Source organism: Enterobacter sp. MGH 37, from assembly GCF_000534515.1.
In the GTDB taxonomy this organism is placed as follows: domain Bacteria; phylum Pseudomonadota; class Gammaproteobacteria; order Enterobacterales; family Enterobacteriaceae; genus Enterobacter; species Enterobacter kobei.
This window is the reverse complement of record NZ_KI973205.1, coordinates 855,444-870,393: the sequence shown is the minus strand read 5'-3', so window position 1 is coordinate 870,393 and position 14,950 is coordinate 855,444. Positions and strand designations below refer to the sequence as shown.

At 56.3% G+C, this 14,950-nt stretch carries 18 protein-coding genes; 5 read left to right on the top strand and 13 right to left on the bottom strand.

Annotated elements, in window-relative coordinates; translation table 11 throughout:
- Positions 1–10 precede the first annotated feature (10 nt).
- Genes flgJ through flgB form a run of 9 tightly spaced genes read right to left on the bottom strand, consistent with a single transcriptional unit; the run spans position 11 to position 7,181 of the window.
- Positions 11–964: a flagellar assembly peptidoglycan hydrolase FlgJ gene (flgJ, locus tag L383_RS19530; protein ID WP_023332690.1), complete on the bottom strand. Its 954-nt coding sequence runs from the start codon at positions 962–964 to the stop codon at positions 11–13.
- Entirely contained in the window at positions 964–2,061 is a 1,098-nt protein-coding gene (locus L383_RS19535) for a flagellar basal body P-ring protein FlgI (protein ID WP_014883366.1), read from the bottom strand. The genes flgJ and L383_RS19535 overlap by 1 nt, the downstream gene beginning before the upstream one ends.
- Before the next feature lie 12 nt (positions 2,062–2,073).
- Positions 2,074–2,772 carry a flagellar basal body L-ring protein FlgH gene (gene flgH / locus L383_RS19540; protein WP_003857987.1) on the bottom strand — a complete coding sequence of 233 codons (699 nt, stop codon included), beginning with the start codon at positions 2,770–2,772 and terminating at the stop codon, positions 2,074–2,076.
- 57 nt (positions 2,773–2,829) lie between these two features.
- Positions 2,830–3,612 carry a flagellar basal-body rod protein FlgG gene (gene flgG, locus L383_RS19545; protein ID WP_008500810.1) on the bottom strand — a complete coding sequence of 261 codons (783 nt, stop codon included), beginning with the start codon at positions 3,610–3,612 and terminating at the stop codon, positions 2,830–2,832.
- Between the two features lie 11 nt (positions 3,613–3,623).
- Positions 3,624–4,379: a flagellar basal body rod protein FlgF gene (locus tag L383_RS19550; protein ID WP_014883365.1), complete on the bottom strand. Its 756-nt coding sequence runs from the start codon at positions 4,377–4,379 to the stop codon at positions 3,624–3,626.
- A 20-nt stretch (positions 4,380–4,399) separates the two neighbouring features.
- Complete coding sequence (gene flgE, locus L383_RS19555; protein ID WP_023332689.1) at positions 4,400–5,608, bottom strand: flagellar hook protein FlgE; 1,209 nt, start codon at positions 5,606–5,608, stop codon at positions 4,400–4,402.
- 26 nt (positions 5,609–5,634) lie between these two features.
- A complete protein-coding gene (flgD, locus tag L383_RS19560) occupies positions 5,635–6,345 on the bottom strand; it encodes a flagellar hook assembly protein FlgD (RefSeq protein ID WP_014883363.1) in 711 nt (236 codons plus the stop codon).
- Positions 6,346–6,356: 11 nt separating this feature from the next.
- Complete coding sequence (gene flgC / locus L383_RS19565; protein WP_013097138.1) at positions 6,357–6,761, bottom strand: flagellar basal body rod protein FlgC; 405 nt, start codon at positions 6,759–6,761, stop codon at positions 6,357–6,359.
- A 3-nt stretch (positions 6,762–6,764) separates the two neighbouring features.
- The gene (gene flgB / locus L383_RS19570) at positions 6,765–7,181 is read right to left on the bottom strand and encodes a flagellar basal body rod protein FlgB (protein ID WP_014883362.1); all 417 of its coding nucleotides are present in this window, start codon (positions 7,179–7,181) and stop codon (positions 6,765–6,767) included.
- A 157-nt stretch (positions 7,182–7,338) separates the two neighbouring features.
- Here flgB and flgA point away from each other — a divergent pair, with 157 nt between their 5' ends.
- The 3 genes from flgA to flgN all read left to right on the top strand — a co-directional run bounded on the left by flgA (position 7,339) and on the right by flgN (position 8,815).
- Complete coding sequence (gene flgA / locus L383_RS19575) at positions 7,339–7,998, top strand: flagellar basal body P-ring formation chaperone FlgA (protein ID WP_014883361.1); 660 nt, start codon at positions 7,339–7,341, stop codon at positions 7,996–7,998.
- Between the two features lie 93 nt (positions 7,999–8,091).
- Positions 8,092–8,385, top strand: a complete 294-nt coding sequence (flgM, locus tag L383_RS19580) for a flagellar biosynthesis anti-sigma factor FlgM (protein WP_023332688.1) — start codon at positions 8,092–8,094, stop codon at positions 8,383–8,385.
- Between the two features lie 4 nt (positions 8,386–8,389).
- Positions 8,390–8,815 (top strand): flagella biosynthesis chaperone FlgN, encoded by a 426-nt coding sequence (gene flgN, locus L383_RS19585; protein WP_014883359.1) that lies wholly within the window; start codon positions 8,390–8,392, stop codon positions 8,813–8,815.
- 59 nt (positions 8,816–8,874) lie between these two features.
- On the opposite strand, the gene murJ is transcribed toward flgN, so the two are convergent.
- The 4 genes from murJ to rimJ all read right to left on the bottom strand — a co-directional run bounded on the left by murJ (position 8,875) and on the right by rimJ (position 12,710).
- Complete coding sequence (murJ, locus tag L383_RS19590; protein ID WP_023332687.1) at positions 8,875–10,410, bottom strand: murein biosynthesis integral membrane protein MurJ; 1,536 nt, start codon at positions 10,408–10,410, stop codon at positions 8,875–8,877.
- 129 nt (positions 10,411–10,539) lie between these two features.
- Complete coding sequence (locus tag L383_RS19595) at positions 10,540–11,463, bottom strand: Gfo/Idh/MocA family protein (RefSeq protein WP_023332686.1); 924 nt, start codon at positions 11,461–11,463, stop codon at positions 10,540–10,542.
- A gap of 2 nt (positions 11,464–11,465) precedes the next feature.
- Positions 11,466–12,116, bottom strand: coding sequence for a YceH family protein (locus L383_RS19600; protein ID WP_014883356.1), 651 nt, complete (start codon positions 12,114–12,116; stop codon positions 11,466–11,468).
- A 9-nt stretch (positions 12,117–12,125) separates the two neighbouring features.
- On the bottom strand, positions 12,126–12,710 hold the full coding sequence (rimJ, locus tag L383_RS19605; RefSeq protein WP_014883355.1) for a ribosomal protein S5-alanine N-acetyltransferase: 585 nt from the start codon (positions 12,708–12,710) through the stop codon (positions 12,126–12,128).
- Positions 12,711–12,946: 236 nt separating this feature from the next.
- On the opposite strand from rimJ, the gene mdtH reads away from it, so the two are divergent.
- Both mdtH and L383_RS19615 read left to right on the top strand, forming a co-directional pair.
- The gene (gene mdtH / locus L383_RS19610) at positions 12,947–14,155 is read left to right on the top strand and encodes a multidrug efflux MFS transporter MdtH (protein ID WP_023332685.1); all 1,209 of its coding nucleotides are present in this window, start codon (positions 12,947–12,949) and stop codon (positions 14,153–14,155) included.
- 124 nt (positions 14,156–14,279) lie between these two features.
- Positions 14,280–14,840, top strand: a complete 561-nt coding sequence (locus tag L383_RS19615; RefSeq protein WP_023332684.1) for a lipoprotein — start codon at positions 14,280–14,282, stop codon at positions 14,838–14,840.
- Positions 14,841–14,950: the final 110 nt, after the last annotated feature.

The window sequence follows — 14,950 nt, the reverse complement described above, 5'->3', positions numbered from 1 at the left end:
TTGAGAACTTTCAGAACAGATTTTCAATATCTGTGCTATAGGCTTTACTGACCTTCTCGCCCATGGATTTCAGCTGCTGGATCATGCTGGTAAGCTTACGAGCGTAGTTCGGGTCGGTCGCGTAGCCTGCGTTTTGCAGGGCCTGAGCGCCCTGCTCCGCCGTCGCCGCCTGCGTAACGGCCGTATAACGTGGATTTCGGCTCAGCAGACCGACATAGTCGGACAATGCTTCCAGATAGGAGCTGTAAACACGGAATTTCGCTTTCACCTTCACCGCCGCACCGTTCTCGTATTCGGTGGTGGTGATCTCCGTTGTCGGTCCCTTCCAGCTGGAGGTGGCCTTCACGCCGAAGATGTTAAAGCTCGGGTCGCCGTTTTCCTTACGGATCTGGCGCTGGCCCCACCCGGATTCCAGCGCGGCCTGAGCCAGAATCAGATGGTGTGGCACACCGCTCTGCTCACTGGCAAGGCGGGCCGGCAGCGAAAGCTGCGCCAGAAAGTCTTTGCTGTCACCGGAGAGCGGCTCGTCGCTGCTCACCGTCGCCTTCGGTATCGCTTTACGCACCATTTGCGTCAGGGCCTGGTTCTGATAGCTGGTCACCGTTTGCAGGTCAAACTTCATCGGTACCTGCTGCGGCTCATCTTTCGGCTGGATCCCCTGCGCGGCTTCGGTCTGTTTGACTATCATGTCAGCCAGACCGAGGCCTTTACCGGCGGTCATCTGCTGCGCAATCTGCTGGTCATACATGCTGGTGTAAAGACGCGTTGAATCGCTGCTGAACATCCCGTCTTTCGGCAGGGTTTCACGCATGCTTTTCAGCATCATCTGTACAAACATCCCTTCCACCTGGCGGGCGACCGGGCGGATATTCGCCGCCGGGTCTTTACCTGCTTTGGTTTTCAGTTCGTTGAGCGACTGGGCATCCCAGGCGGCACTGGTCAACAGTTTGCTATCGGTCAGCATCAGATGATTTCCAGTTTGGCGCGCAGACAGCCTGCACTTTGCATGGACTGCAGAATGGACATCAGATCCATCGGCGTGGCACCCAGCGCATTCAGCGCACGCACGACGCTGTTCAGGTTGGCGCTGGAGCGTACGCTCTGCAGAGAACCACCGCTCTGACGTAAATCAATCTGCGTTTGTGGCGTCACCACCGTCTGGCCGCCACCAAATGGGGTATCCGGCTGGCTGACGTTGGCAGAACGGTTAACCGTCACGGAGAGGTTACCCTGCGCCACGGCGCAGCTATCCAGCGAGACTTCCCGGTTCATCACCACGGAGCCCGTACGGGAGTTGATGATCACTTTGGCATCCTGAACAGGGACGTTCACTTCCATATTCTGGATATCGGCCAGCATGCGCACCTGGTTGCTGCTGCCCGTGGAGGTACGGATCTGCACGGTACGGGCATCCAGCGCCGTCGCACTGCCATAGCCGCGGCTGCGGTTGATGGTGTCGGCGATCTGCTGCGCCATGGTGAAATCTTCGTTGTTCAGCTGCAGGTTGATGGTATTCCCGGCGCCGAACTGGGTCGGCAGTTCACGCTCAATGATCGCGCCGTTGGTAATGCGTCCGCCGTTCAGCTGGTTCACCTGCACGCTGCTACCGCCAGCAGAGGCCCCCGCACCGCCGACCAGAATGTTACCCTGCGCCAGGGCATAGACCTGGCTGTCGACGCCTTTCAGCGGCGTCATCAGCAGCGTACCGCCGCGCAGGCTTTTGGCGTTCCCCATAGAGGAGACCACCACATCAATGGTCTGCCCCTGGCGTGCAAACGCCGGGTAAGAGGCCGTGACCATGACCGCAGCCACGTTTTTCAGCTGCATGTTGGTTCCCGCCGGAACGGTAATACCGAGCTGGGAAAGCATGTTGTTCAGGCTCTGCGTCGTGAATGGCGTCTGGGTTGTCTGGTCACCCGTACCGTCCAGCCCCACCACCAGGCCATAGCCAATCAGCGAGTTCTCGCGTACGCCCTGAACGCTGGTGAGATCGCGAATACGGTCAGCCTGGGCAAAGGTAGCCACCAGAACCAGCGCCACGGCGAAGATCGATTTAAACATGGGTCACCTCGCTTACATCGGCGATAAATTAAGGAAGAAGCGCTGCAGCCAACCCATATTTTGCGCTTCATTAATGTAGCCGTTACCGACGTACTCAATGCGCGCATCCGCCACCTGAGTGGACGGAACGGTGTTGGTGCCGCTGATGGTGCGTGGATTCACCACGCCCGAGAAGCGAATGAATTCAGTGCCCTGGTTAATGGCGATCTGTTTTTCACCCACAACGTGTAAGTTGCCGTTAACCAGCACCTGGTCAACCGTGACCGTCAGCGTGCCGCTAAAGGTATTGCTGGCGTTCGCGCCACCTTTACCGTTAAAGGTATTGCCGCCGGAAGCCTCAACGTCCGCTCGCGCATTGCCGAAGAGTCCTTGCAGATAACGCGGTACGGTGTCAAAGCCAAAATTGGTTTTGCCATCGCGGCTGGCATTCGCCGACGAACTCTTGCTCGCGCTGACGTTTTCCTGCAGAACAATGGTCAATGTATCGCCGACGTTACGCGGGCGGCGATCTTCAAACAGCGGCTGATAACCGTAATTAATCGGCTGCGCGGTCTGGAAAATAGAGCCGTTTACCACTGGCGCAGGGCCAGGAACGGGTTGGGCAGTCGTCGCACCCTGGACTAATGGTTTAGACGGGATCCAGGCACACCCGCTGAGGGTGACGGCCAGGACAGTCAGTATCGGATAACGAAACGCCGCGTTTTTTTGCATTGCCTTCATCTTCGAAAACAGGGAGCCGGTGCGGCGTTTACCGCACCGGGCAACACCTTAGAGTTGCGTCAGTTTTTGCAGCATCTGATCGGTCGTCGAGACTGCTTTACTGTTAATTTCATACGCGCGCTGAACCTGGATCATATTCACCAGCTCTTCCGCCACGTTCACGTTGGAGGTTTCTACATACCCCTGATACAGCAAACCCGCACCGTTCAGGCCAGGCGTGCTTTCATTTGGCGTACCGGAGGATTGCGTTTCGGTGTAGAGGTTCTCACCAATGCTTTCCAGACCGGTATCGTTCATGAAGGTGGTCAGGTTGAGCTGTCCAACCTGGACCGGCGCAGCCTGGCCCTGCTGGGTCACGCTGACCACACCGTCGCGGCCGATAGTAATGCTCAGGGCGTTCGCCGGAATGGTGATCGCAGGTTGAACCTGGAAACCGCCCGCCGTCACCAGCTGGCCGTTCTGATCGACCTGGAACGAGCCGTCACGGGTATAGGCAGAAGTACCGTCAGGCAACTGCACCTGGAAGAAGCCCTGACCTTTGATTGCCACGTCTTTACTGTTGTTGGTCTGAGACAGGTTGCCCTGGCTGTGCAGACGCTCGGTGGCCACCGGGCGAACACCGGTACCGATCTGCAGACCTGACGGCAACGTCGTCTGTTCAGAAGACTGCGCGCCCGGCTGACGGATGGTTTGATAAAGCAAATCTTCGAAAACGGCGCGCTGACGCTTGAAACCATTGGTGCTGACGTTTGCCAGGTTGTTGGCAATCACATCCATGTTGGTTTGCTGCGCGTCCAGGCCAGTTTTCGCGATCCATAAAGAACTGATCATAAAGAGTCCTGTTAACTCATAGACAGAAGTTGGTTAGCCTTGCCCGCGTTTTCATCCACGCTGCTGATAATTTTCATCTGCATTTCGAAACGACGGGCGCTGGCGATCATGTCGCTCATGGCGGCTACCGGCTTGACGTTACTGCCTTCCAGAACGCCGGACATCACGCGGATGCTCGGATCGGCCTGTAACGTAGCACCACGGGTAGCCTGAGCAGCCTGGGTCAGACGGAACATCCCGTCGTCACCACGCTGCACCTCTTTGCCTTCCGCTTTTACCAGTTTCAGTCGTCCGACAGGGGCAACGGTATTGGCCGGATCGCCCGGGTTCAACGCGGAGATGGTACCGTCAGCCGCGATGGTCAACTCAGAGCCTTCAGGCACCGTCAGCGGACCCGCTTCCCCCATCACCGGATGACCCTGAATCGTCAACTGGCCGGTTGCACTAACCTGGATATTCCCGTTACGGGTATAGCCTTCGCTGCCATCAGCGGTCTGCACCGCCAGCCAGCCGTCCTGCTGCAGCGCAACGTCCAGCGGGCGTGAGGTGTAATCCATCTGCCCTGGCGTCATATCTGCGCCAGGGGTAGAGGCGGCGACCAGCGTACGGGTCGGCAGGGAAAGACCTTCTACCGGCACCGCGCGCAACGCATTCAGCTGCGCGCGAAAGCCCGGCGTCGAGGCGTTTGCCAGGTTGCTGGCAGTAACGGCCTGCTGATTGAGCGTCTGACTTGCCGCGCCCATCGCGGTATATATTGCGTGATCCATTGCGCTTTCCTGTTAGCCGCTTAACGCAGGTTAACCAGCGTGTTGAGGATCTGATCCTGGGTCTTGATGGTCTGCGCGTTCGACTGATAGTTACGTTGCGCGACAATCATGTTCACCAGCTCTTTACTCAGATCGACGTTTGAGGCTTCCAGCGCACCGTTGGTCAGCGTACCGAAGTTACCGCTTCCCGCCGTACCCAGCAGCGCCACGCCGGAGGACTGGGTAGCCGACCAGACGTTATCGCCTTCAGACTTCAGGCCTTCGTTGTTGGCGAAGTTTGCCAGCACGATCTGACCCAGCACCTGAGTCTGTTCGTTGGAATAGTTCCCCACCACGGTACCGTCATCGTTGATCTGATAGCTCACCAGATCGCCCGGCTTGAAGCCGTTCTGGCTGGTCGCCACGATATTGTTTGCGCCGGTGTTCTGCTGCATAGAGTTAGCAAAACTCATGGCGAAGGTCGCACGGGTCGCACCCGGGATGATCTCTGTCATCAGGGTGACGTTTCCACCACCGGTCAGCGTCCCGTTATTATCGAAGGTCAGCGTGGTGGCCAGTGCCGCCGTGCTGCCGGTCACGCTACCGTCCTGGGCATACACTTTCCAGGAGTTGGCCGGAGTCGCATCTTTGACGTAAAACAGGTTCATGTTGTGCGCATTACCCTGGCTATCAAAGACGGTTACCGTGCCTTTTTTGTTGTAAGTATCCGGGTTAGCCGGATCAAAGGCGGTGGTCGGTGCGGTGTCGGTGGAATTGAGGTTAATCTGCTGGGAAGCCGTGGTGGTGGACTTCGCGGCCATCAGCGTGGTCGGGATATTAATCGCCTGTGGATTCGCACCGGTCTGAACCGTTGATGGCGTGCCGGCAACCGGATAACCGGTTAATTGCATCCCCTGCATGTTCACCAGGTTACGGTTCTCGTCCAGCTTAAACTGACCGTTACGGCTGTAGAACACCGAGCCGTTTGCATCGACCATACGGAAGAAACCGTTCTGGCTGATGGCAACGTCCAGGCCGCGCCCGGTATTGGTGGTGGTGCCGTCAGTAAAGTCCTGAGTGATGCCCGCAACTTTGACGCCCAGACCCACTTTGGAACCGGCAAACATGTCTGCAAAGGAAGCAGAACCGGATTTAAAACCATAGGTCGCGGAGTTGGCGATGTTGTTGCCAATGACATCCAGGTTGGTGGCCGCAGCATTCAGGCCGCTGACCGCTTGAGAAAAGGCCATGACTTACTCCTGATAAGTGTTAAGGCTTAGATAATCTGCCGAACTTCGTCGAGTGTGGTGGTACCTGAGGTACCCAAATCCAGTTTGTTGCCGTCGCCCCCTCTAATCACGCCCTGAACCAGCGCGAACTGCAGCGGCTGCGCCACCAGCTGGGTTGTCCCGTTGCTGGCGCTAATCGCGACTTTGTAGGAGCCATTTGGTGCTTTGGTGCCGTCCGCCAGGCTGCCATCCCAGGTAAAGGTATGAACGCCCGCCTTCAGCTCACCAATGTCGATGGTGCGAACCACCGCGCCGGTCGAGTCGGTGATCGTCGCAGTCACTTTGTCAGCGGCCTGCTGCAATTCAACGCCAAACGGGGTCGTCGTGGTGGTCGAGGTACCGTCTGTGGTGCTGGTGCCGGCAAGAATAGTGGTGCCCGGGATCATTACCCCGTGACCAATCAGGCTGGCCGCCTGCAGAGACTGGCTGCTGTTAATCTGGCCGGAGACGGAACCCAGGGTCGTGTTAAGTTTCTCAATGCCGCTCACGGTACTGATCTGCGCAAGCTGCGTCGTCAGTTCGTTGTTCTGCATTGGGTTCGTGGGATCCTGGTTCTTCAGCTGAGCCACCAGCAGCGTCAGAAAGCTGCTCTGCAAATCGGAGGCGTTACTTCCCGTCAGGGAGCTGGAGCTTGTCGAACTTTGGGTGTTATTAACACCCGTGTTCGTGGGATCATTCACATTGACGGCGATGGACATGTGTGTCTCCTTTACTGGCCGAGAGTGAGTGTTTTGAGCATCATGCTCTTCACGGTATTAAGCACTTCGACGTTCGCCTGGTAGCTACGAGAGGCCGACATGGAGTTCACCATCTCACCTACCACATCCACGTTTGGCATCTTCACGTATCCGTTAGCGTCCGCAAGCGGGTTACCGGGCTCATACACCAGCTTGTCCGGCGCCTGGCTCTCTACCACGTCAGACACCTTCACGCCGCCCGTGGCCGCACCGGGCGCCGCATCGACCTGAAAGACGACCTGTTTGGCACGGTAAGGCTGTCCGTCAGGTCCGGTCACGCTGTCGGCGTTCGCCAGGTTACTGGCCGCCACGTTCAGACGTTTGGACTGAGCGGTTAACGCCGAACCGGCGATATCAAAAATGTTCAGCAAGGCCATTTATCAGTTGCCCCCCTGCAGGACGTTCATCATGCCTTTGATTTGTCCGCCGAGTAGGGTCAGGCCCGTCTGGTATTTCAGGCTGTTATCGGCGAACTGCGTACGCTCCCGGTCCATATCCACGGTGTTACCGTCGAGTGATGGCTGGTCGGGGATGCGATAAAGTAAATCGGTCGCTGGCGCGGTCATCGCCTGAGCAGGAATATGGCGAGAGGATGTCATGGCAAGTGCAACACCCGTTCCTTCGGCACGTCCACGCTCCATCACCTTTTTGAGTTCACTGGAAAAATCAATATCGCGCGCCTGATACCCGGGCGTATCGGCGTTAGCGATGTTGGCGGCTAAAATCTCCTGCCGCTGGGCGCGTAAATTGAGCGCTTCCTGCTGAAAACGTAACGCGGCGTCGAGTTTATCGAGCATGTCTCCTCCGCTGATGGCAAAATTTCAGTTCACAGCTTAAATCTCACCCGGTCCCCCCTATCGACGGAATAAGCGCAAAATGCGTCGCTATTTATTCCGTTGATGCAAAACCACTGCAGGTAGAATTCAGTCAACTCTGGAAACGGTGGAACTTGCGATGCAAACGTTAAAACGTGGTCTGGTGGCGGCTTTCTTGCTGTTTAGCCCTCTGGTGCAGGCTGAAGGTTTACAGGATCAGTTAACGGCTTTCTTTGCTGAAAAGCTGGCAGGCTTTAGCGATGACGTTACCGTTACCGTACGTACGCCCCCGAATCTGTACCCCACCTGTGAGCAACCGTCATTCAGCGTCACGGGAACCACGAAGCTGTGGGGCAATGTGAACGTGCTGGCTCGCTGCGCCAACGAAAAACGCTATTTACAGGTTGCCGTTCAGGCGACGGGCAATTATGTTGTTGCCGCCGTGCCTATTGCGCGTGGCAGCCTGCTGCAGGCAAACAGCGTGACGTTGAAGCGCGGGCGCCTGGATCAGCTCCCGCCACGGACAATGCTGGAAATGAACCAGGCACAGGATGCCGTCAGCCTGCGCGATGTTGCGCCAGGCCAGCCGATTCAGCTTTCAATGCTGCGCCAGGCATGGCGTGTCAAAGCGGGACAGCAGGTGATGGTTGTGGCCAACGGAGACGGCTTTAGCATCAACAGTGAAGGGAAAGCGTTAAACAATGCCGCGGTCGCGCAAAACGCCCGCGTCAGAATGTCCTCAGGCCAGGTGGTGAGCGGAACCGTCGATTCTGATGGGAATATTCTGATTAACCTATAATCTTTTTAAAGATTTCGCGGCGCGTGCCGATAAATATTCAACTAATGATGATGTCAGGCGCAAACGCCGCGAACCCTCGATGAGGACAACACTATGAGCATTGATCGTACATCAGCCCTGAAGCCGGTAAGCGCTGTACAGCCTCGCGAAACGAATGACGCTGCCCCTCAGAAAACGCGTCTGGAAAAACCGTCAACGTCTAACAGCACCAGCGTGACGCTGAGCGATGCCCAGGCAAAACTGATGCAGCCCGGCAGCAACGATATCAATATGGAACGTGTGGAAGCGCTGAAAACCGCAATTCGTAACGGCGAGCTGAAAATGGACACCAGCAAAATCGCTGACGCCCTGATTCAGGAAGCACAGAGTTTCTTACAGAGTAACTAACCGTATGAGTCGACTGTCAGAAATACTGGATCACATGACGGTTGTCCTGAACGACCTGAAAACGGTAATGGACGCTGAACAGCAGCACCTCTCTTCCGGTAACATCAACGGCAGTGCGTTGCAGCGGATTACTGAGGATAAGAGTTCGCTTCTGGCGACGCTGGATTATCTGGAGCAGCAACGACGCGCTGAGCAGGATCCTAAGCGCAGCGCCAATGACGATATTGTTGAGCGCTGGCAGACCATAACGGAAAAAACCCAGCACCTGCGCGACCTCAACCAGCATAACGGCTGGCTGCTTGAAGGCCAGATAGAGCGTAATCAGCAGGCGCTTGAGGTGTTGAAGCCGCATAAAGAAACCGGACTGTACGGTGCGGATGGTCAGACAGCGACGGCGCGCATTGCGGGTGTGAAAAAGATTTCGATTTGACGCATATGCGGCAAATCATGCAGTGGGGAGCACCCTAAGGTGAACTCCCCTTTTGGCGTTTATGCCGTACGGCGGGCAAACTCTTTCACTTTGAAGCCCAGTACGGCGAGCGTGGCAAAGTAAGCTACCACCCCGACGCCCACCACGGCCATCAGCCGCATCAGACGATAAGGCATCGTGCCCTGGGACCACTCTGGCATAACATGCATCATCCCGAGTAATGCCGCAGACATCACCAGTACTGCAATAATCAACCGCACAAGGAAGCTCGCCCAGCCCGGCTGCGGCGTAAAGATATCCTGCTTGCGCAGTTGCCAGTACAACAGCCCGGCATTCAGACAGGCCGCCAGACCAATAGACAGCGACAGACCGGCATGCTTCAGCGGGCCGATAAACGCCAGGTTCATCAGCTGCGTCATAATCAGCGTCACAATGGCAATTTTCACCGGCGTTTTAATGTCCTGACGCGAGTAGAACCCCGGAGCCAGCACCTTGACGACAATCAGCCCCATCAAGCCGACGGAGTAGGCAATCAGCGCCCGCTGGGTCATCGCGGCGTCAAAGGCAGTGAATTTACCGTACTGGAACAGGGACACCGTCAGCGGCTTGGCCAGAATCCCCAGCGCCACCGCACTTGGCAATGCCAGCAGGAAGCAGAGACGTAACCCCCAGTCCATCAGGCGGCAGTATTCATCATGGTTGCCGCTGGCAAAGCTTTTTGACAGCGACGGCAGCAGGATGGTCCCCAGCGCCACGCCCAGCACACCGGATGGAAACTCCATCAGACGGTCCGCGTAGTACATCCACGACACAGAGCCCGACACGAGGAAAGAGGCAAAGATGGTGTTGATGATAAGCGAGATCTGGCTGACGGAGACGCCAAGAATGGCGGGCCCCATCTGCTTAATCACGCGCATCGCGCCGGCATCTTTGAGATTAATGCGCGGCAGCACCAGCATACCGATTTTCTTCAGGTGCGGCAGCTGATACGCCAGCTGCAGCACGCCGCCCACGGTTACCGCCCAGGCCAGCGCCAGTACCGGTGGGTTGAAATACGGCGCGGCGAACAGGGCAAAACCGATCATGCTGACGTTAAGGAACGTCGGCGCAAACGCCGGAACGGAGAAACGGTTCCAGGTGTTCAGTATTGCCCCCACCAGCGAGGCCAGCGAGATCAGCAGAATATAGGGGAAGGTAATGCGCAGCAGCTGCGAGGTCAGTGCAAATTTATCAGCCGTATCGGCAAAACCGGGGGCGGTCACCAGAATCACCCACGGCGCGGCCAGCATCCCGATAATGGTCACCACGGCCAGCGCCAGGGTCAGTAGCCCAGAGACGTAAGAGACAAAAACGCGGGTCGCATCCTCGCCCTGCTTGCTTTTATATTCCGCGAGAATAGGCACAAATGCCTGCGAAAATGCCCCTTCCGCAAAAATACGACGCAACAGATTTGGCAATTTGAACGCGACGAAAAAGGCGTCCGTCGCCATTCCTGCACCAAAAACCCTTGCCACAATCGCGTCACGTGCAAAGCCCAGCACGCGAGAAAACATGGTCATCGAGCTGACTGCCGCCAGCGATTTTAATAAGTTCATTAACGTGAATTTCCAGAACCATACGGATTTGTAGGCCGGGTTAGCGTAAGCGCCACCCGGCAAAGCCAACAAGCGGCGCTTAGTCTAACCGGATTTCATCGAATTACTATCGGCAGATGTTACAGCGAATTATTCACTCATGGCATCGCGCCAGAGTCTTTCCACAATGCGCTGCGCCAGAATGGCCTGCTCGCCGGACGTTTCAGGAACCGTCTGATTTTGCACACAGGTGATGAAGTGACGGGCACATCCTGCGAAACCACGCTGCTCAAGCGTACTTTGCCACCCGGGTGCAGGAGGCGTAACAACGCCATTGCCCTTCTCTTCGCGCCACTCGCGCATATCGGTAATGTCATACAGCGCACCGTCGGTGACGGCCTGAACGAACTCACGCTGGCTGCCCGCGCGACGGTGCATACTGGTGGTAATCTGAAGATGCTCAACGGCAAAATGGTGTTCCGCGTACACCATCTCCCCTCGTTCGTTAGTGACCAGGGTGCCGCTTTTCAGCTGTGCATTACCGTTGCTCAGCCACAGCGCGGTATCCACCACGTGAAGATAATCATCAAGAAGGGTAAAACGCAGATCGTTCGGCCCTACGCTGTCGGTACGATGCTTATCCATACGCAGCGAAGCCATATTGCCGGACTGCGCTTTCAGCTGCTGGTAAAGCGGCGCAAAGCGGCGGTTAAACCCCACCATCAGGGTCAGGTTTTTACGCGCCGCCAGATCAATCAGGCGTTCGGCGTCCTGTACGTTTTCCGCCAGCGGTTTATCCACGCAGACGTGGACGCCCGCATTGAGCAGCTCGCTGACCACCTGATAGTGGGTGGCCGTGGAGGTATGCACAAAGACGGCGTCACACTCGCGGGCCAGATCCTGCAGCGAGGCGGCATACGGAATGCGCCAGGTTGCGCAGATACGCTCTGCTTTTTCACGGCCAGGAGACCATGCGCCTTGCAGCGTCCAGTCGGTCGCAGCCCCTAAAACCGGTAGCCAGGCTTTTTGCGCTATTCCGCCCAGCCCCACGACGCCAATGCGTAATTTTTTCACCGTCAGTCTCCCAAATGTGCCAGTAATGCATCCAGACGTTGTTTCAACCCGGCAACCTCACCTTCCAGAGCCTCCACACGGGCAACCAAATCGTCATCGCCAGTTGTTATATCGGTTACAGGAGACTTAACTGAAATATCAACGTCACCGCAGAAGAGATGCATATAGCGGCTTTCACGTTTACCCGGCTCGCGGGCCAGACGGACAACGTACGGGCCATCTTCACGTGCGGCCAGCCCCTCCAGCGTCTGCTCAACTTCCTGCATGTCGCTAAACTCATGCATACGGGAAGCACGCGTGCGCAGCTCCCCCGGCGTCTGCGCCCCGCGCAACAGCAGCGTAGTAACGACCGCCACTTCGGCGCTGCTCAGCTTCAGGTCGCCAAATTCGGAGTTACAGAAACGCTGTTCGTATTTGGTCACGCGGTTACCGAAGCCGCTGACGGTGCGCAGATAGTGGCGTTTTACCAGCGCATCCAGCACGTCCTGAACGTCATGCTCGCTGAGGTTCATCACCGGCTCACGGTTCGTTTTTTGGTTACAGGCCATGGTCACGGCGTTAACAGAAAGCGGATACTGTTCCGGCGTGGTGACCTGTTTTTCGAGTAAGCACCCAATCACGCGCGCTTCTGTACCGTTTAGCTGATACTTCATCTTTTCTCCTTAACGACCTGCAGTCCAGTCACGGGTGGTTAACGCCGTCAGCACGTGGTCACGCCACTCGCCGTCTATCAACAAATAGTCTTTGGCGTAACCTTCTTTCTCGAACCCTAAGCGCGCCAGTAAATTTCCGCTGCGCTGATTATGCGGCATATAGTTCGCCATAATGCGATGAATGTGTTGCGTACGTTGCATATAGCGGATTGCCGCCGTTAAGGCCTCGTACATCAGCCCCTGCCCCTGCCATTTCTGACCGATGGAGTAGCCAAGGTAACAGGCGTGAAACGACCCGCGCACCACATTCGAGAAATTGGCGATCCCGATAATTTCTTTCTCTTCTGGATCCAGCAACGCAAAATAAAACGCGCTACCCTGCTTATGAAATTCCGCAATCATGCTGAGGCGCGCCTGCCAGCCGGAGGGGTAACAATGGCTCTCATCCCGAACGGGTTCCCAGGGTTTCAAAAACTGGCGATTCTCGGCGTAATAATCCGCCAGACGCCAGGCATCACGCTCATGCACCAGACGAACGACCAGCCGGTCCGTTGTCAGACGCACTTTTGGCACATTACTGCGATAGCCAAACATCAATACCACTCCTTCCCGTCACTTCAGCTTGCCCATTAGCTTTACTATACCTGCGCCCGTGCCGTCTGTGAAAACAGTGACATACCATTTTCACCTCTTTTCACCTTTTTCAATGAAAACTCTCTATCAAAGCACCCTTTTGATAAAAAAATATTGTCGCGTCCAGGGGTGGGAAAAAAAGTGGCGACACCGCAGAATGTTAGCGTGCTCACCTTCTTATTTTCCCTGGAGGGAAAATGTCCCGCGTATCACAGGCGAGGAGCCTGGGTAAATATTTCCTGTTAGTCGATAACATGCTGGTCGTGCTCGGCTTTTTTGTCGTATTCCCTCTCATCTCGATCCGCTTTGTCGATCAAATGGGCTGGGCGGCGGTAATGGTCGGTATTGCCCTGGGACTGCGTCAGTTTGTCCAGCAGGGTCTGGGCGTCTTTGGCGGCGCGATCGCTGACCGCTTTGGCGCTAAACCAATGATCGTGACCGGTATGCTGCTCCGCGCGGCAGGCTTTGCCACGATGGCCGTTGCCCACGAGCCCTGGCTGCTCTGGTTTTCCTGCTTCCTCTCCGGTATCGGCGGCACGCTGTTTGACCCGCCCCGTACCGCGCTGGTGGTGAAGCTGATTCGCCCGCAGCACCGGGGGCGTTTCTTCTCCATTCTGATGATGCAGGACAGTGCCGGCGCGGTGGTTGGCGCATTGCTGGGAAGCTGGCTGCTGCAGTACGATTTCCGTCTGGTCTGTGCGGCCGGGGCGGTACTCTTTATTTTGTGCGCGCTGTTTAACGGTCTCTATCTTCCCGCCTGGAAACTGTCGACGGTAAAAGCGCCGGTGCGCGAGGGGCTAGGTCGCGTTCTTCGCGACAAGCGTTTTGTCACCTACGTATTGACCCTGACCGGGTATTACATGCTGGCCGTGCAGGTGATGCTGATGCTGCCGATCATGGTAAACGATATTGCGGGCACACCTGCTGCCGTTAAATGGATGTACGCCATTGAAGCCTGCCTGTCACTGACGTTGCTCTACCCCATCGCCCGCTGGAGCGAACGGCATTTTCGCCTGGAACATCGCCTGATGGCCGGGCTGTTTCTGATGACGCTGAGCATGATGCCGATCGGTCTGGTGAGCTCGCTCCAGCAGCTGTTTACGCTGATTTGCACCTTCTATATCGGCTCCATCATCGCCGAGCCCGCCCGGGAAACGCTGAGCGCCTCGCTTGCGGACGCGCGTGCCCGCGGCAGCTATATGGGATTCAGCCGACTCGGTCTGGCCTTTGGTGGCGCGTTAGGCTACACCGGCGGCGGCTGGCTGTTCGATGCCGGTAAAGCGCTGAATCAACCGGAACTGCCGTGGATGATGCTCGGCGCAGTGGGCTTTATGACGTTACTGGCCCTCTGGTGGCAGTTCAGCCAGAAGCGCAGCGCGAGCGGTATGCTCGAGCCGGGCGCATAATCCTTCTCGTTGGCGGGAGAACTCTCCCGCCTCACTTCTCAGTATTTTCTGCTGGTTTCTGCCATTTCACACTGACATACTGACGCTACAGGACAGAAGCGCCGATTTTTCGTTGAGGAACACCATGAAGAAAATTGTCATTGCCGCCGCATTTATCGTTAGCGGCCTGCTGGCGGGCTGCAATCAGCTTACGCAATACACCGTCAGTGAACAGGAAATTAATCAGGCGCTGGAAAAACATAACAATTTCTCTAAAGACATTGGTGTGCCAGGCCTTGCCGATGCGCATATCATTCTCACCAATCTCACCAGCCAGATTGGTCGTGAAGAGCCCAACAAAGTCACCCTCGCCGGGGATGCCAGCCTTGATATGACCTCCCTTTTTGGCAACCAGAAAGCCAACATCAAGCTCAAGCTGAAGGCACTTCCGGTTTTCAACAAAGAGAAGGGCGCGATTTTCCTGCAGGAGATGGAAGTAGTCGATGCGCAGGTTTCACCGGACAAGATGGCACCGGTTCTGCAAACCCTGATGCCCTATCTGAACCAGTCGCTGCGTAACTATTTCAATCAGCAACCGGCGTATGTCTTAAGCGAAGACAAAAGTAAGGGTGAAGCCCTTGCGAAAAAATACGCAAAAGGTATAGAGGTGAAACCGGGAGAAATCATCATTCCTTTCACCGATTAACCTGAAGGGCGCTGCGGCGCCCTTTTTTTTACGGAAAAGTGTGCAAACGAAAACGTTTCCGCTTATGATTTGTGTCCGGCAAAAACAGCCATCCTTATGACTGATTCCTG

What these genes read in the sequence shown, in the direction of transcription:
- flgC (WP_013097138.1), bottom strand. Translation starts at nt 6,761, where the DNA reads ATGGCCTTGCTGAACATTTTTGATATCGCCGGTTCGGCGTTAACCGCT.
- flgH (WP_003857987.1), bottom strand. Translation starts at nt 2,772, where the DNA reads ATGCAAAAAAACGCGGCGTTTCGTTATCCGATACTGACTGTCCTGGCC.
- flgJ (WP_023332690.1), bottom strand. Translation starts at nt 964, where the DNA reads ATGCTGACCGATAGCAAACTGTTGACCAGTGCCGCCTGGGATGCCCAG.
- flgD (WP_014883363.1), bottom strand. Translation starts at nt 6,345, where the DNA reads ATGTCCATCGCCGTCAATGTGAATGATCCCACGAACACGGGTGTTAAT.
- L383_RS19615 (WP_023332684.1), top strand. Translation starts at nt 14,280, where the DNA reads ATGAAGAAAATTGTCATTGCCGCCGCATTTATCGTTAGCGGCCTGCTG.
- flgN (WP_014883359.1), top strand. Translation starts at nt 8,390, where the DNA reads ATGAGTCGACTGTCAGAAATACTGGATCACATGACGGTTGTCCTGAAC.
- flgB (WP_014883362.1), bottom strand. Translation starts at nt 7,181, where the DNA reads ATGCTCGATAAACTCGACGCCGCGTTACGTTTTCAGCAGGAAGCGCTC.
- L383_RS19535 (WP_014883366.1), bottom strand. Translation starts at nt 2,061, where the DNA reads ATGTTTAAATCGATCTTCGCCGTGGCGCTGGTTCTGGTGGCTACCTTT.
- flgM (WP_023332688.1), top strand. Translation starts at nt 8,092, where the DNA reads ATGAGCATTGATCGTACATCAGCCCTGAAGCCGGTAAGCGCTGTACAG.
- flgA (WP_014883361.1), top strand. Translation starts at nt 7,339, where the DNA reads ATGCAAACGTTAAAACGTGGTCTGGTGGCGGCTTTCTTGCTGTTTAGC.
- L383_RS19550 (WP_014883365.1), bottom strand. Translation starts at nt 4,379, where the DNA reads ATGGATCACGCAATATATACCGCGATGGGCGCGGCAAGTCAGACGCTC.
- mdtH (WP_023332685.1), top strand. Translation starts at nt 12,947, where the DNA reads ATGTCCCGCGTATCACAGGCGAGGAGCCTGGGTAAATATTTCCTGTTA.
- rimJ (WP_014883355.1), bottom strand. Translation starts at nt 12,710, where the DNA reads ATGTTTGGCTATCGCAGTAATGTGCCAAAAGTGCGTCTGACAACGGAC.
- flgG (WP_008500810.1), bottom strand. Translation starts at nt 3,612, where the DNA reads ATGATCAGTTCTTTATGGATCGCGAAAACTGGCCTGGACGCGCAGCAA.
- flgE (WP_023332689.1), bottom strand. Translation starts at nt 5,608, where the DNA reads ATGGCCTTTTCTCAAGCGGTCAGCGGCCTGAATGCTGCGGCCACCAAC.
- L383_RS19600 (WP_014883356.1), bottom strand. Translation starts at nt 12,116, where the DNA reads ATGAAGTATCAGCTAAACGGTACAGAAGCGCGCGTGATTGGGTGCTTA.
- murJ (WP_023332687.1), bottom strand. Translation starts at nt 10,410, where the DNA reads ATGAACTTATTAAAATCGCTGGCGGCAGTCAGCTCGATGACCATGTTT.